The sequence below is a fragment of the Rhodococcus sp. JS3073 genome, from assembly GCF_026810085.1.
GTDB lineage: Bacteria > Actinomycetota > Actinomycetes > Mycobacteriales > Mycobacteriaceae > Rhodococcus_F > Rhodococcus_F wratislaviensis.
Genome location: NZ_CP113951.1, coordinates 4,735,238 through 4,750,628, shown reverse-complemented (window position 1 = coordinate 4,750,628; position 15,391 = coordinate 4,735,238). Strand labels below are relative to the sequence as shown.

Here is a 15,391-nt window from a genome sequence, read left to right as displayed (position 1 = left end):
GTGTTTTCACGACCATGGGGTCAAACCCGTTCACTGGCCGTTTCGGTGGAGGTCTCAGGGCTCGAGTTCGTACCACTGCTTCGCAGCAGCACGCGGTTCTTCTGGTCGAACAGGACACCGACAACGACGAGGAGCGCACATCCCATCAGGAGGAGGGAGACACCCCAGGTGGCGTGTCCGGGGGAGAGGGTGACGATCGTCAAGGCCGCCAGTGGGGCGAGACCGCCCGCGATGGCACCACTGACCTCGCGTCCGGCCCCGAGACCCGAGGCTCGCACGTCGGTGGGGAATTGCTGTGCCATGAAAGGACTCGACGCCACGATCATGATCGGGGCCAGGATGCCGGTGCCGAGAATCAAGATAGCCCAGACGAATACCGGCTTCCCGGTATCGAGCACCCAGAACATCGGGAATGCAATCAACAGAACGCTGACAGCAGCGAACAGCATGATCCGCCGGATATCGACCCGGTCACACAGCCTGCCCACCAGGGGCACCACGGCAATTGCCACCGCGCTGGCCAATGCGACGCCGAACGACCCCACGTTCGCAGGCACATCCTGGAACTCACTGAGGTAGGAGAGCGAGAACGTCTTGAACGTGTAGGAAATCGCCGCGTAGCCCGCATACACTGCCGCAACAACCAACAGCCCACGCCAATCGGATCGCAGTAGATCACCGAAGATTTTGCGGCTCCTACGTTGGGGTCGAGCTGCTGCAACACGCTCGAATTCCGGGGTCTCCGGCATGTTACGGCGTATCCAATAACCGACTCCGACGAGCACGAAGCTGGCAATGAAAGGGATTCGCCAGCCCCAGCTGTACAGGAACTCGTCGCCGAAGCTGGTGACTGCGGTAACCGACAATGAGGCGGCCAGCAGTCCGATCTGGACACCGAGCGCAGGAAGCGAGGTGTAGCGGCCCCGGGTCTTCGCACCGGCATGCTCGTAAGACACGGCGATGGCGCTCCCGAACTCGGCGCCCGCACCGAATCCTTGAATCACCCGAAGAATCACCAAGAGAACCGGTGCGGCGACTCCGATCGTTGCGTAGGAGGGCAACAGCCCGATCAGACCCGAGGCTCCTCCCATGATCAAGAGGCTGAGCGAGAGCACAGTCTTGCGACCGATCTTGTCGCCCATGATGCCGAAGACGACCCCACCGAGCGGACGGGCCAAGAACCCGACGGCGAACGTGGCGAATGCAGCCAAGGTGCTTCCGGCGGAGTTGCTCGACGGGAAGAACACCTGCCCGAAAACCAGCGCTGCCATGGACGAATAGAGGAAGAAGTCGAACCACTCCAGCGCGGTGCCGATCACGACGGCCGCGCCGATTTTCTTCATGGGTGTTGGCGGTATTGCCTGTCCGGGAACGTCTCCTGGCTGCGACATCGATTCGATTCCTTTCGGATGCTGAGTCATTGCGTACCTTGCGACTGCTTGATCGCGTGCGTGGTTACCAGTTCCGCGATCTCGTTCGCGTCGAATCCCCAGTCGCGCAGGGCCTCGTCGGTGTGCTCCCCGGGCCGCGCTGCCGGGAGGGTGACCTGTCCCGGGGTGCGCCCGAAGCGCGGCGCCGGCGCCGCCTGCAGCACGCCGTCGAGCGGGACGAATGCCGAGCGAGCGACGGCGTGCTCGTGTTCGAGCGCCTCGTCGAGGGTCAGGACCGGGGAGAAACAAGTCTCCAGCGCCTGCAGCCTCGTCACCCATTCCTGGCGGGTCCGGGTCCGGAAAATCTCGGCGAACCGCTTGCGGGTGTCCGCCCAACCGCTCTGATCCATCTGATCCGGCAGTTCGTCCAGGGACAGGCCGAGGGCTTCGACCAGCACCGCGTAGAACTTCGGCTCGTTTCCGGCCACCGCCACCCACAGGCCGTCCGAGGTCTCGTAGGTGCCGTAGAACGGCGCGCCCCCGTCGAGCCGGTTGGACTCGCGGCGGTCGTGCCACGCATCGATCTGCCGCAGCCCGTGGAACATCGACCCCAGCAGCGAGGCGCCGTCGACCATGGCCGCGTCGACGACCTGACCCTTTCCCGAGCGGGAGGCCTCGAGCACGCCCGCGACGATCCCGAACGCCAGCAGCATCCCACCGCCACCGAAGTCGCCGACGAGGTTGAGCGGCGGGACCGGACGGCCCTCCGGGCCGATGGCGTGCAGCATTCCGCTCAGAGCGAGGTAGTTGATGTCGTGTCCGGGTACCTGGGCCAGCGGGCCCTCCTGACCCCACCCGGTCATCCGCCCGTACACCAGGCGCGGATTCCGGGCCAGGCACTCCTCGGGGCCGATGCCGAGGCGTTCGGCGACCCCGGGCCGGCTGCCCTCGATCAGGGCGTCGGCCTGTTCGACCAAACGAAGGACGACTTCGGCACCGTCGGGGTTCTTCAGGTCGACGGCAACCGAGCGCCGCCCGCGCCGGTTGACGAAGTCGATCGCACGCGCACCGTCGGGCTGCGCACCGACGTGGTCGGCACGGTCGATGCGCAGGACCTCCGCGCCCATGTCGCTCAGCATCATCGCGCACCAGGGGCCGGGGCCGATTGATCCGATCTCGACGACCTTTATCCCGTTCAGCGGTCCCATGTCAGTTGTACTCCACGGTCTTGCCGACGACGCGCAGTGCATCGACGGTCTCCTCGACGAGCCGGTCGAGCACCTCGGCGGCTCCGGGTAGGTCGTTGATCATTCCGGCGCCTGCTCCCGACGGCAGGCTCATGTGGGACTTCAGGTGAGCGCGCATGGCGGCGTACTTGAAGGGCATCGTCAGCACCCGCTGGACCGGGTAGGGGGACAGCTCGTTCTCGTGGCCCTCCCACACCTCGGTGAAGCGGTTGCGCAGCATCCGCACGTGCAGCCCGTCGAACAGCAGCGAGCGCAGCGTCGAGTCGTATCCGGCCTCGACTACGGCCTCCTTGAACTCGTCTTCCGATCCGGATTCCTTGGTGGCGAGGAACCGGGTACCGACCCACACTCCCTGTGCTCCGAGGGTCAGGCACGCGGCGATCTGCGCGCCCTTCACCAGCCCACCGGCCGCCACGACGGGCACTGTGGAGAACTCGAGCACTTCAGCCAGCAGGGTGATCAGGCCGACATCGCCGGTGTGACCGCCGCCCTCGGTGCCCTGCACGATGATGAGGTCGGTGCCGCTGCGGATGGCGCTGCGTGCGTGCTTGGCCTGACCGACGATGCTCATCACCTTCGCGCCCTTGGCGTGGCAGGCCTCGACTACCCAGGTGGGAGTGCCAAGCGCGCAGGCGATGATCTCGACACCGTGATCGAGGGACAGCTCGAGCTTCTTCTTGTTGTCGGCGAGGCTGATCGCCTGGTCGGTCGTCGGCACGACCTCGATCCCGTTCTCCCCCAGTTCCTTCTTCAGTGTCTGGAGCGGGCCGGGCAGCTCCGGGATCTGTACGTCGTCCAGGCCCTTGGGCGCGTTCGCGGGAAAGCCGAGATCGACGCACAACGGCCGATCACTGAGGGTGCGGAACAACTTGATTTCCTCGTCGAGTTCCGCTGGCGTGATGTCGATTCCGCCGATCGATCCCAGACCGCCGGCATTCGATACGGCCGCTGCGATACGCCCATAGGCGACGTTCCCCATCCCGGCCTGCATGATCGGCACATCGATGCCCAGCAGGTCACAGAGCGGCGTCCTCAAAATGGGTGACATGGTGTTCCTTTCGTTCGTTCTTCGTCGCGACCGTGGGTCGGACGCAAAACTCAAGAGATGCTGGTGATTTGGGCGGGTGCGCGGTGGACGACCCGACTCGCGTGCAGTGCGCGTACATCGTCGTCGCTGTAGCCGGCTTCGTGCAGGACCTCGTCGGTGTGCTCGCCGAGGTCGGGCGCATAGCCGCGTGGGCCGGTGTCGGCCGCCGCGAATCGGATGGGGTTGTTCGGCGCGCGATAGCTACCGTGTGTCGGGTGGGTCAGGCTGATCACCGCGTCGTTGGCGATGACCTGAGGATCCTCGAGTGCGTCCTCGAGGCGGTGGATCGGGCCGCACGGCACCCCGGCGGCTTCGAGGTCGATCAACCAGGAATCTGCTGGGCGTTTGCCGAAGATGGTCTGCAGGCGCTCGCACAACTCTCCGCGGTGCTCGATTCGCCCGGTGTTGGTCCGGTATCTCGGGTCGCGGAAGTCGCCGTACTCGTCGAGCATCGGCAACAGCTTCTGCCAGAACTTGTCGCTGAGGCAGGCTAGGACGAAGTACTTCTGATCCGAACCGAGAAACGGCTGGTACGGCACGAGCTGCGGATGCCCACCACCCTGCGGGCGGAACGGGACCCTCGTCTTGTCGTACACCGTAATGTAGTTCGCGAACGTCGCCACTTGACCGTCGAGCAGATTGATGCTGATCTTGTCGCCGTGACCAGTTCGGTCACGCAGCCGCAGCGCCGCGCACACGCCGAAGCCGAGGAGGAAGGATCCGACGAAGTCGGCGATCGGAACCCCGACCTTCACCGGACCACCACCGACCTCCCCGGTGACGCCCATCAACCCGCTCAGCGCCTGCGCCAGGATGTCCATACCCGGCTGGTGGGCGCGGGGACCTGTTTCCCCGAAAGCGGTGATAGAGCAGTAGATCAGGCGGTTGTTGAGTCCACGCAAGGTGTCGTAATCGATGCCCATTCGCTCGACGGCGTCCGGCCGGAACGCGACGACGAAGACGTCGGCGTCGCGGACCAACCGGGTCAGCACTTCGTAGCCCCGCTCGCTCTTCAGGTCCAATGCAATGGATCGCTTGCTGCGATTGACCCCGAAGAAGTACGCGCTCTCACCCTCACCGAAAGCGCTGTCGACATACCGGAAGCTGTCGCCCTCCAGCGGCTCGACCTTGATGACATCGGCGCCGAGGTCGCCGAGAAGTGAAGTGCCGTAGGGACCGGCCCCGACCTGAGACAGGTCGACAACCCGTACACCCGTCAACGGGAGGACGTCACCGGCGTCGGCCAGGCCGTTCGCCCGGTCGTTGTTCTTCGACATTGCGTGCTCCTTGTCGTGAATTGGTTCGGTTGCAGGAACCGCGGTCTCAGGTCGGTCCCGGGCTGGATTCACAGTGGCGGTCGGTCCTCACCAGCCGCCGAAGGACAACCCGCCGTTGACACTTACCGTCTGCCCATTGATCTGCCCGGCTTCGTCGGAGACCAGGAATGCGACAACGTCGGCGACCTCGTCGACGGTCGGAGGCCTCCCCTGCGGGAACCGTTCGGCTGCCTTGGCGAACAGCTTCTGCTGAAAGTTCTTGTTCGAGAAGATGCGATCCCAGGACGGCGTGCCGGACGTGAGTGTCATGGCGACGCTGTTCACCCGGATCTGCCAGCGGCCAAACTCCCTGGCGAATACTTTGGTCATCAGGATGTATGCGGCACCTGCCGCGCCCATCACAGATTCCCCCGGCGTCGGGTGTCGTGCGGCGTCGGTCGAGAGCATGACGATCGAGCCACCCCGGGCGCGCAGTGCCGGAATCGCGGCGTGGACCGGGAAGAGCCGTGGGTACAGGCGCGAGTTGAACGCCGCCTGGATCTCGTCCGGGGTCATCTCCGCGAACGGTTTCGCGCCGGGCTGCCCCTCGGCCCCGGCACTGATGACGATGTCGAGAGCGCCACCGCTCCGCGCGGCGGCCCGGTCGACGGCCGCGCCGATACTGCCGGCGTCTCCGGAATCGGCGGCCTCGAAGTGGACGTCGTCGGATACCGCCTTCAGACGAGCGAGCGCATCCTCTCCACGTTCGGGGGTGCGACCGGTCACGGTGACGCTTGCACCCGCGCGCGCCAGCCGGATGCCGGCCTCCAGCCCCACGCCGCCGGTACCCCCGCTGATGAGGGCCGCTTTGCCCGCCAATTCATGTTCCTTCATTGTGTTTACCTTTCGAGATCGGGCCACCGCCGGCCGGATGGCCGCGGCGGTTGGATGCCGGATTCAGGATGGGAGAGTCGATCTCAACGTTGCGCGATGTTCCGGCGCAGCAACCGCGATGAGGCGTTCCGCGCGCTCACGGAGAGTTGTCGCACGGAGATCGGCGATGCCGAATTCCGTTACGACGAGATCGATGTCGCTCTGCAGCGAGGTCACCGGCCCACTGAGTCTGCCGACGACCTGGCTGGTGTCCCCGGACGGACTAGTGGCCGCCATCGCGACGATGGCGAGACCGGACTTTGCAAGACGGGTGGCGCGAAAGGTATCCACCTGGCTGCCCACGGCACCGACGTAGCGCCCCTTTATCACCTCGGAGTTGACCTGGCCGAGGAGATCGACCTCCAGCGCCGAGTTGACCGCGACATAGGGGTTGCACTCTGCCACTGCCGTCGCCGACAGAAGCTTGCTTATCGGCACGAACTGGATCGCGTCGGAGTCGTGGACGAACGAATACAGCGCTGGGTCGCCCAGAGCCATCCCTGTCACGCAGGCCCCTTCCGCGGTGTCCAGGGCACCAGCGTCGTGCAGGTCGAGCAGCCAGTTGCCGACCAGGCCCGAGCGCACCCGCAGTCGTTGGTGGGCAAGGAGTTCGGTCGCGATCGCGTCTGCCAACGTGCCGATCCCGAGCTGGATCGTTGCACCGTCGGGGATCATGGAAGCGACGTTGCGGGACAGAACCCGCTCGGCCGTAGACGGCGGCCGGGACGGAGTGCCCACGACGGGACGGTCGGTGGCTATCGATGCCGTGATCTGCGAGCGATGCAGCCGCCATTGCCCGCGCGTCGACGGCAGGTTCTCATTGATCTCCGCGAGAACCACCCGGGCCGACTGCGCTGCGAGAGCCACATAGTCCACGGAGGCGCCCACACTGTGATACCCGTCCGCGTCGGCAGGCGGCAGCTGCAGCAGGACGACATCGGCCGGGATTCGGCCGCTGACCACGTGCTGTTCGAGCTGGCTGTAGTGGCATGGCATGACGTCCATCAGCCCGTTGGCCGCCAGCGGCCGCAAAGGGCCGTGCGCTGCATATCCGACAACCCGCGGCCGACCGGCGGTGACCTTCCCCCACGCATCGCTGAGCGAATAGCCGCACACCGCCGTCAGTCGCTCACACTCACCCGCCGCCTCGATGAGCCGGGCGACAAGTTCCGGAGGTTCCGCCGCTGCCTGACCGATCACCACGGTGTCGCCGGGCAGGAGGTAGTCGGCGATGTTCAGTTCTGCCCTACGTCCCACCTGAGGCAGGCCCTCGGCGGGGGTGTGTGAGGGGAGGTGTTCCTGCTGGTCACACTGACCCTGTTGTCGGAAACTCATGAGCACCATCGTGCGTTGATGAGACGCCGATCACTCGGGGGTGAATACCTGTATCCATACCTGTACGCGGTTCCGCTTACTCCCGCGTCTGGCTACGTTCGGCTACCCACACCGCGATCTGGGCACGCGAACGGAAGCCGAGCTTGGTGAGGATCCGTTCGACATGGCCTTCGGCCGTTCGCTGGGCGATCACCAGCTTGCCGGCGATGTCGCGGTTACTCATACCGCCGGCGACGAGCTCGGCAACCTCGGTCTCTCGAGGAGTGAGCCGGACAGGCTCGGAGGGGGGACGCGCCGCGGGTGGTTGGCTCGGGCCACCGACCGCGTACTCGAGTGTCTCTTCGACAGAGAATCCGGCACCGCGACTGAACGCAGCGTGGTAACTAGCTTCGCTCAACGCCTGGCGGATTGCCTGGTCGACGAGTTCCGTGTCGAGGCTGCGGACCACGGCCTTCGCGAAGATGGCCGCGGAACCGCGCCATCTCGCATCGGCCGCTCCCCACAGACACGCGGCCCGCTCGAAGTCCCCCTCGGATGCGGCCACAGCGGCCAAAGCCTCACAACACATCGCAATTCCGGCGACGAAACCGACCGAGTGAAAGAGGGTCAGGGCCTCACGCAGCCGTACAGTCGCTCGTTCCTGCTCTCCTTTGCGCCAATCCTGGAGCCCAGCGATCCACAGGCCACTTGCGGTGCGGAAAGGTGAACCGTGCTCTATGGCCAGTGCGAGCGAGTCCTCTGCGAACTCGGATGCTCGACGATCGCCCATGCCGAACGCTGTGACGGCCGCCCGATACAGGGCCTCACAGGCCCCGGCAGCGTTGCCCACCTCCCGGCAGATAGCTGCGGCTTCCCGTGCGAGTTCGAGCGTTCGAGCACTGTCGCCCCGGAAGAAACTTGCTCTCGCGATGCTGCAGGCAGCGTCGGCAAGGACCTGCTGAAGACCCAACTGCTTTGCCAGAGCTTCGGACTCGATTGCCCGCCGCTCCCCTTCGTCGCCGTCGCCCATGAGTGATGCGGCATAGCTGCACGCCGCCGAGGCGCGAGCCCTGATCTCGCTCGGTTCGAGGTCGAGATCCAGTGCGGTGCTCAGCCACCGGTACTCCTCGACGACGAAACTCGCGCCCACCCGATAGAGTTGTAGTGGCGAGACGATCTCCAGAACCGCCGTGAAATCCTGCAACTCGGTCTGGCAGAACTCCACGGCAGCACGGATGTTCGCGTGTTCCCTCCGCGCACTGCGCGACCACTCGAGTTCACGCGGACTGAAGTAATCCGTGCTCCCCCGGAGCGCGAGAGCACGGAAGTAATCGCGATGACGCAACCGTACGACTCGCTCCTCACCGGACTCACGCAACCGCTCGGCACCGAACTCGCGAAGAAGCCCGAGCATTTGAAGTCGGGCCGCACGCCCGTGCGCCTCGCCGTCTCTCGTCACGATCGACTTGTCCACGAGTCCGGCTATCAGTTCGAAGACCTCTTTTCGGGGAACGGCATCGCCGGCGCACACCTCCTCTGCGGCGCCCACCGTGAAGCCGTCCGCGAACACGGAAAGCCGCGCCCACAGGTCCTGTTCGGCAGCTGAGCACAGTCGGTAACTCCAGTCGACCGTCGATTCCAGCGTCCGATGCCGCTCCGGGGTGGTGCGCAACGCACTCACCAGCACGTGGAAGGAATCGTCGAGCCGAGCGAGGATGTCCTCCAGCGAATAGGCCCGCAACCGGGCGGCGGCGAGTTCGATCGCCAGCGGAACGCCGTCGAGGCGCTGGCAGATGCTCGTCACGAGCTCCCGGTTACCCTCGTCGATCGCAAAGCCTGGAAGCGCCGCGGCAGCCCGCTCCGCGAACAGGGCCACGGCATCGGAACCCGCAGCAAGCGGCCGCCCGGGCACGGGTGTGGGCAGGGGCCGGACCGGGAGGACCAGTTCACCCTCGACGCCCAGCACCTGTCGGCTCGTGGCCAGGACCCGGAGAGTCGGCGCTGCCGTGAGGAGCTTGCTCAGCAACGCGGCGACCGGCTCGATTATGTGCTCGCAGTTGTCGACGACCAGCAGCAGCTGCTTGCCCTGGAAGTGATCGACGAGGTCGATGACCGGGTCAGTGGTGGTGTGGAAGAGCCCGAGCGCGGAAGCCATGACCGACGGCGCCATCTCACCGGTGGCAAGATCGGCCAACTCCACCAGCCACACGCCGTCGGAAAAAGACCGACGAACCTCGGCAGCGATCTGCCGGGCCATGCGGGTCTTGCCGACTCCGCCCGGTCCGGTCAAGGTCAGCAAGCGGGCCGACCTCAGCAGTTTTCCGGCTTCGGCAAGCTCCCGGCGGCGGCCGACGAAGCTCGTGACCTCGGCCGGCAGGTTTCCTCGAACGCGCGCCGTCATGTTCGCATCGTGCCACCACCCCGGGCGACTGTGAACCGGGCCGGCTGTTCGGCTCTCCCGGCTCTGGGGCGATCTGCCGAAAGGGCCCGAGTGGTCGGTCGCGGCGACCTCAGGGCATCTCGAGCCGGCACTGTTCCGGCGCGCGAGAGTTGTCGATGACGCAGAACCGGTTGCCCTCGGTATCCTCCAGCACCACGAAGTCCGAGTCCTCGGGGTACCGGTCCCACGGCACACGCCGCGCACCGAGACCGACGAGTCGTTCGATCTCCGCGGCCTGATCCGCGCTGTCGCGGGCGTGCAGGTCGAGGTGCAGCCGAGGTTCGGGTTCCGCGTCGTGTTCGCTCTGCTGGATCGCCAGCAGTGGCCGGCCGTCGGGCAGCGTCAGGTTGGTGAAGTCGTTGTCGCCGACGGGCGGGAGCGCAGTCAATCCGAGTGCCTCGGTCCAGAACCTGGTTGCACGCCCGATGTCGCGTGCACCGATCACGGTCGTTCCCAAGATGAGCATGAACCGAATTTATCCGCTGCGCCGGGCCGGGGTGGACGATGTGGGGTGTGGAATTCGACGACCCGGTGTTGCGTCCCCTGGCCGAACGCTTGTGCGGCATCTACGGCGTCGTCGGCGTCACCCTCGGCGGCAGCCGCGCCCGAGGGACACACACGGCGGAATCCGACTACGCCCTCGGGGTCTACTACCGCGGTGCCCTCGACACCGACGGGCTGACCCACCTCGCGCAGGAATGCGCCGGCGCCGGGGCATCTGCGACGCGGACGGGTGAGTGGGGACCGTGGGTCGACGGCGGGGCGTGGCTGTCCATCGACGGCCGGGCGGTCGACTGGCTGTACCGCGACCTCGACCGGGTGACCGCGGTGTGGCAGGACACCCAGCAGGGTGTGTACGGGTTTCACGCCCAGACCGGTCACCCGTTCGGGTTCGCGGACTTCGCCTACGCGGGCGAACTCGCGTCGGCGGTGATCCTCGCCGATCCGTCCGGACGCATCGCTGCTCTTCACGCCGACATGCAGCACTACCCGGACCCCCTGCGCGAAGCCCTGGTGCGGCGACTGTGGGAGGCGGACTTCGTCACCATGCTGGCCCGCAAGGCGATCCCGCGGGCCGATGCGACGTATGTGGCGGGGTGCCTGTTCCGCGCGGTGTGCCTGTGCGCGCACGCGCTCCACGCGCATGCCCGGCGCTGGGTGATCAACGAGAAGGGGGCTGTGACCGCCGCCGGTGCCCTGCCGAACGCACCCACCGACTTCACCGCTCGCGCTCACGCCGTTCTCGGCCGGCTCGGAACGACGCCCGACGAACTGACCGCCGCCGTCACCCTGGCCGAACAACTCGTCGACGACACCCGGAACGCCTGCCCCCTGACGTGAGCCGTGCGAACCCTCAGGCGTTCTCCCCGAACCGCCCGCGGGCCTCGACCGGAATCAGCGGCTTCTCCGCCCGCGCCTTGATCTGCTGGACCGCCCACGTATTACCGTCGGGATCGGCGAATCCGAAAAAGGTTCCCCCGTCACGCTCATCGAACACGGTGATCTCGCTGACCTCGACACCTCGATCGAGCAACTCCTGGCGGGCTGCGGCGGCGTCGGCGACCACCAACTGCAGTCCCCTCATCGACCCCGGCGCCATCTCCGTCTGCGATGGGAGATCACCGATCACGATCGAACAGCCCGAACCGGTGGGGGTCAGCTGAACGACGTGCATGTGCTCGTTGGCGGTGTCGTGATCGAGATGGAAGCCGAGCTTGTCGCGGTAGAACGCGACCGATCGATCGATGTCACTGACGGGCAGAACGACCACTTCGAGTGTCCAGTCCATGATGCGAGTTCCTCCGTTTAGGCGAGGAGCAAGATTGCTCCGCATCAGATGGTGGCGCATCGATGGCGTCGCTGCCGTTGATCCGCCGAGAAACCGTCGGCGATCCCGCGGATGATGTGGATTCTTCGGTTACAGCCAGTGCTGGCGCTTGAAGACACGGAACAGGGTCACCGAGGTGGCAAGCATCAATACCAGGGCAAGCGGGTAGCCGACCGTCCAGTGGAGTTCGGGCATGTGGTCGAAGTTCATCCCGTAAATCGTTCCCACGAGTGTAGGGGCGAAAAGGATGGCAGCCCAGGCTGAGATCTTCTTGACCTCTTCGCTCTGTGCGAGGCTGGCCTCGGTGAGATGGCGCATTTCCTCGCTCTGTTGTTGCCCGACCAGGGTCGCGTGAACGGTGAGAGCGGTTTCGAGGTGTGCTCGGAACGAATCGGCCTTCTCGACCAGGCGCAGGGAATGGTCGAGTACGTCACGCAGGTGGCGTTGAAGTTCCAGGTCGACGTTGTATTTGTCGGATCCGCGTTGAAGGGCTTCGAGGATGTCGACGAGCGGGTGTGTGGCACGTTGGAACGCGATCACCTCTCGGGAGAGTTCGTAAATTCTGCGGGCGACCGCTTCCTTGCCGGTAAACAGTTGGTCTTCGATCTCGTCGAGGTCGTTTTCCAGCCCCGCGGCGACCGGCAGGTACTCGTCGACGACCTGGTCCAAGATCGCGTACAGAACCGCCTCCGGACCCAGTTTCAGCAGGTGTGGAGATCGTTCGAGCCGGTGGCGCACGCGGCTGAGGTCAGGGGATTCAGCGTGGCGGATGGTCACCACGAAGTCCGGGCCCACGAAAATGTGCACTTCCCCGAATTCGACCTTCTCCACGTCGTCGAGATAGCGGGCCGGGCGGAGGACGACGAACAGCGTGTTGTCGTACCGTTCGAGTTTGGGGCGCTGGTGGGCGGCGATGGCATCGTCGACCGCCAAGTGGTGCAGCTCGAACTCGCGCGCGACCGAGCTGATCTCGTCGAGGTCGGGCCGATACAGCCCGATCCAGGCCATACCGCCGCGCTCCCGCAGGGTCTCGTAGGTGCAGTCGAGGCTCTCGGGGTTGTCGGTACGCCTCCCGTCGACGTACACGGCGTTGTCAACGATCGTCATGTCAACCACATCCCTGACTGCGGGCGGCAACTATTGCTTGCGCCGAGGGCACACCTCATTCCACCACCGAGCGGAGCAAACGTGGCGTCAGTCTTGCGGATTCCTGCGGCATGAAAACGTCAAGATCAGGACGAAGAAATCATCGAGGCAGAGCCCTGCCCCGCCGGCGGTCCATCAGTCGTTCGTCCGGTAGAGACGCCAGAACCACCACGTCGCCCCCGCCAGACACAGTCCTCCCGAACCGAAGGCCCCCACCGCGAGGAGCATGGTTCCGAACGCACTCAACGCGATAAGGCCCGCCAACTGCAGGACAACGGAGAACTGCATACCGCGACTATCGATCACCTTGGTAGTCGACGCAAGCCGCCCTCTGCCGCTTCAGGTCGCGAAGGGGGTCCGCGCGCTTCATCGCGGGCGCATATGGATCTCGCGAAGAATGCGACGGGCCTCTTCTCACGCGCCCGCCGGCGGTCGACGCTGATCTGGTCAGTTTCACGACATCGCCTGAAGGGAAGTCTTTGTCATGGGTGATCTCCTGATCACAGTCCTGCTCCTGGGATCGTTCATCGGGGCCGCATTGATGATCCGCTACATCAATACCCGCACCGCCCGGCCCGCCACCGCCCGGCAACGCACGCGGGTGACTGCTGCGGACGAGAAGTTCCCCCGGGAGAGCCGCTCAGCCCGTCTGTGATCTGCGCCGCCGCCCACCGCCGCCGGCGTGTCAGGACTCGATTCGAATCCGTCAAGATGACATCAAGGCCCTATGATTCGCCGGTCGCTGTCCCGACTCTGATCGTGTGAGACATGCAGTCATGATCGGCCACCGAGGTGTGGCGTCGTCGCAGGCCCGTTCTCGACGCGGCGAAGGGAGAGGGAAACTTTCCGTTGCAACGGGTTTGGCAGGGCTTTCCCTCGACGCGATGGCCTCGGTGCCCTATGGGCCCGAGGCCATCGTCCTGGTACTTGCGGTGGCCGGAGGATCCGGGCTCGGGTTCACCGTCCCGGTCACCGTCGCCATCGCCGCGCTCCTCGCCGTGCTGGTCGCGTCATACCGTCAAGTGATCGCCGCCTTCCCCAACGGAGGCGGCGCCTACGCAGTAGCCCGGAGCCGACTGGGGCGGCGAGCGAGTCTGACCGCAGCGGCGTCGTTGATCGTCGACTACGTCCTCAACGTCGCGGTATCGATCGCCGCCAGTGTCGCGGCTCTGACTTCGGCGTTCCCCGCTCTGCTCCCGTACACCGTCTGGATCGCACTGACAATCCTGGTCGGCATCACCGCCTTGAATCTCCGGGGGATCGCCGATTCCGCTCGCGCGTTCATGGTTCCGACAGTCGTCTTCGTCGCAAGTATCTTCACCGTGATCGTTGCGGGGCTGCTGCGTTCGGAACCGGCCCGCACCATCGGGGAGGGCGCCGTCGGGTCCAATGCCCAGACGATCGGAATTCTTCTGCTACTCAAGGCTTTTTCGAGCGGTTGTGCCGCGCTGACGGGCGTGGAGGCGATCGCCAACGCGGTCCCGAGTTTCAAGAAACCCGGGGTGGTGAATGCCCAGCGAGCCGAGGTTGCACTCGGTCTGCTCCTCGGAACGACGCTTCTCGGGCTGGCCGTGCTGATCGAGAAGTTCTCCCTCGCCCCCGTGGAGGGCACCACCGTCCTCTCGCAGCTCACCGCGGCCTCACTCGGTGACGACGCCGGGTACTACATGGTCCAATTCGCGACGGTGGTCCTGCTGGCCCTCGCGGCGAACACCTCCTACGGTGGGCTGCCGACGCTGATGCGCGTCCTCGCCGACGACAATGTTCTGCCACACCGATTCGCCCGGCGCGCTTCTCGGGACGTGTATCGGTACGGTGTGCTCGCGCTGGGCCTTGCCGCCGGGGTGCTGCTGATCGGATCCGGCGGGAACATGAATGCGCTGGTTCCGCTGTTCGCCATCGGCGTGTTCGTCGGATTCACCCTGGCGCAGCTCGGGATGGTGCGGCACTGGCTCGCCGTGCGCACGCGGGTGGAGATGGCGGGGCGCCCTCAACGGGGCGGGGGCGGTCCTGACCGGGGTAGCGGCGCTGGTGACGACGGCAATGAAATTCGGGGAGGGCGCCTGGCTGATCGTCGTGGCCCTACCGCTGCTGGTGGCCGGCATGGAACGGGTACGCGCGGCCTACGAACACCTCGGTGACCGGCTCACCGTCGGCCCGCAGCCCATCGACCCGCGCGTCATCGGAGCGCGGCCGACGGTGTTGGTGCCGGTGTCCGGGGTGACCGAGCTCAGCCGGATGGCGTTGTCCGCGGCCGTGACCATGACGGCCCGACCGGCCGCGATTCGCGTGTGCCTGCCAGGCGAATCCACCGCCCACTTCACCCGGCAGTGGCAGGACCGGTACCCCCACACCGAACTGATCCTGATCGAGGACACCGACAACTCGGTCGGACTGTCGCTGGCCCGGTATGTCCGCACCCACTACCCCGACCAGACCACCTTCGTCGTGCTGGCCACCATCGAACCCACCACGAGCTGGCACCGGTTGTTGCCCACTCACCGGGCCGGCGAGATCGCGCACGCACTGCGCAAACACAGCAACGCGATGGTGTGCCAGGTCGCGTGTCGCATCGACCCGGCGCACCGAGATCCGCGCCTGCGCGCATGACGAGCGGCCGCGGGGTCAGCCCGGATCGCATACGTATGGATATCGCGAAGAATTCATCGGACGGTGGCCGTCGGTGGCACGGAAGGCGCACCCTGATGTGGTGCGAGAAACGCACTACCCCAACTGTTTTCCACCACGATTGGCCCCTGATCCGTCTTCG

Annotated in this window: 13 protein-coding genes and 1 pseudogene; 3 read left to right on the top strand and 11 right to left on the bottom strand. The window is 65.8% G+C overall.

Annotation, left to right across the window (positions count from 1 at the left end):
• Positions 1-20: 20 nt before the first annotated feature.
• The 8 genes from OYT95_RS21530 to OYT95_RS21495 form a co-directional block, all read right to left on the bottom strand.
• The gene (locus OYT95_RS21530; RefSeq protein ID WP_442972518.1) at positions 21-1,391 is read right to left on the bottom strand and encodes an MFS transporter; all 1,371 of its coding nucleotides are present in this window, start codon (positions 1,389-1,391) and stop codon (positions 21-23) included.
• Between the two features lie 26 nt (positions 1,392-1,417).
• Complete coding sequence (locus OYT95_RS21525) at positions 1,418-2,578, bottom strand: CaiB/BaiF CoA transferase family protein (RefSeq protein ID WP_268788983.1); 1,161 nt, start codon at positions 2,576-2,578, stop codon at positions 1,418-1,420.
• Position 2,579: 1 nt separating this feature from the next.
• Positions 2,580-3,665 carry an NAD(P)H-dependent flavin oxidoreductase gene (locus tag OYT95_RS21520; protein ID WP_043824753.1) on the bottom strand — a complete coding sequence of 362 codons (1,086 nt, stop codon included), beginning with the start codon at positions 3,663-3,665 and terminating at the stop codon, positions 2,580-2,582.
• Between the two features lie 50 nt (positions 3,666-3,715).
• On the bottom strand, positions 3,716-4,981 hold the full coding sequence (locus OYT95_RS21515; RefSeq protein ID WP_268788982.1) for a CaiB/BaiF CoA transferase family protein: 1,266 nt from the start codon (positions 4,979-4,981) through the stop codon (positions 3,716-3,718).
• Positions 4,982-5,068: 87 nt separating this feature from the next.
• Entirely contained in the window at positions 5,069-5,854 is a 786-nt protein-coding gene (locus OYT95_RS21510) for an SDR family NAD(P)-dependent oxidoreductase (RefSeq protein WP_268788981.1), read from the bottom strand.
• Between the two features lie 63 nt (positions 5,855-5,917).
• Positions 5,918-7,228, bottom strand: coding sequence for an acetyl-CoA hydrolase/transferase family protein (locus OYT95_RS21505; protein WP_268788980.1), 1,311 nt, complete (start codon positions 7,226-7,228; stop codon positions 5,918-5,920).
• A 76-nt stretch (positions 7,229-7,304) separates the two neighbouring features.
• Positions 7,305-9,608 carry an ATP-binding protein gene (locus OYT95_RS21500; protein WP_268788979.1) on the bottom strand — a complete coding sequence of 768 codons (2,304 nt, stop codon included), beginning with the start codon at positions 9,606-9,608 and terminating at the stop codon, positions 7,305-7,307.
• Positions 9,609-9,717: 109 nt separating this feature from the next.
• Positions 9,718-10,113 (bottom strand): VOC family protein, encoded by a 396-nt coding sequence (locus OYT95_RS21495; RefSeq protein ID WP_043824754.1) that lies wholly within the window; start codon positions 10,111-10,113, stop codon positions 9,718-9,720.
• Between the two features lie 38 nt (positions 10,114-10,151).
• Here OYT95_RS21495 and OYT95_RS21490 point away from each other — a divergent pair, with 38 nt between their 5' ends.
• Positions 10,152-10,988 carry a nucleotidyltransferase domain-containing protein gene (locus tag OYT95_RS21490; protein ID WP_268788978.1) on the top strand — a complete coding sequence of 279 codons (837 nt, stop codon included), beginning with the start codon at positions 10,152-10,154 and terminating at the stop codon, positions 10,986-10,988.
• Between the two features lie 13 nt (positions 10,989-11,001).
• Here the strand turns inward: OYT95_RS21490 and OYT95_RS21485 are convergent, their stop codons facing one another.
• The 3 genes from OYT95_RS21485 to OYT95_RS21475 all read right to left on the bottom strand — a co-directional run bounded on the left by OYT95_RS21485 (position 11,002) and on the right by OYT95_RS21475 (position 12,909).
• Positions 11,002-11,436, bottom strand: a complete 435-nt coding sequence (locus tag OYT95_RS21485) for a VOC family protein (protein ID WP_012690106.1) — start codon at positions 11,434-11,436, stop codon at positions 11,002-11,004.
• A gap of 129 nt (positions 11,437-11,565) precedes the next feature.
• Positions 11,566-12,582, bottom strand: coding sequence for a magnesium and cobalt transport protein CorA (locus tag OYT95_RS21480; RefSeq protein ID WP_268788977.1), 1,017 nt, complete (start codon positions 12,580-12,582; stop codon positions 11,566-11,568).
• Positions 12,583-12,756: 174 nt separating this feature from the next.
• Positions 12,757-12,909 (bottom strand): hypothetical protein, encoded by a 153-nt coding sequence (locus OYT95_RS21475; RefSeq protein ID WP_037242774.1) that lies wholly within the window; start codon positions 12,907-12,909, stop codon positions 12,757-12,759.
• A gap of 196 nt (positions 12,910-13,105) precedes the next feature.
• Here OYT95_RS21475 and OYT95_RS21470 point away from each other — a divergent pair, with 196 nt between their 5' ends.
• Together OYT95_RS21470 and OYT95_RS21465 are read left to right on the top strand one after the other, a co-directional pair.
• Positions 13,106-13,276: a hypothetical protein gene (locus OYT95_RS21470; RefSeq protein WP_268788976.1), complete on the top strand. Its 171-nt coding sequence runs from the start codon at positions 13,106-13,108 to the stop codon at positions 13,274-13,276.
• Between the two features lie 121 nt (positions 13,277-13,397).
• Positions 13,398-15,231: pseudogene (locus tag OYT95_RS21465) on the top strand (APC family permease).
• Positions 15,232-15,391 lie beyond the last annotated feature (160 nt).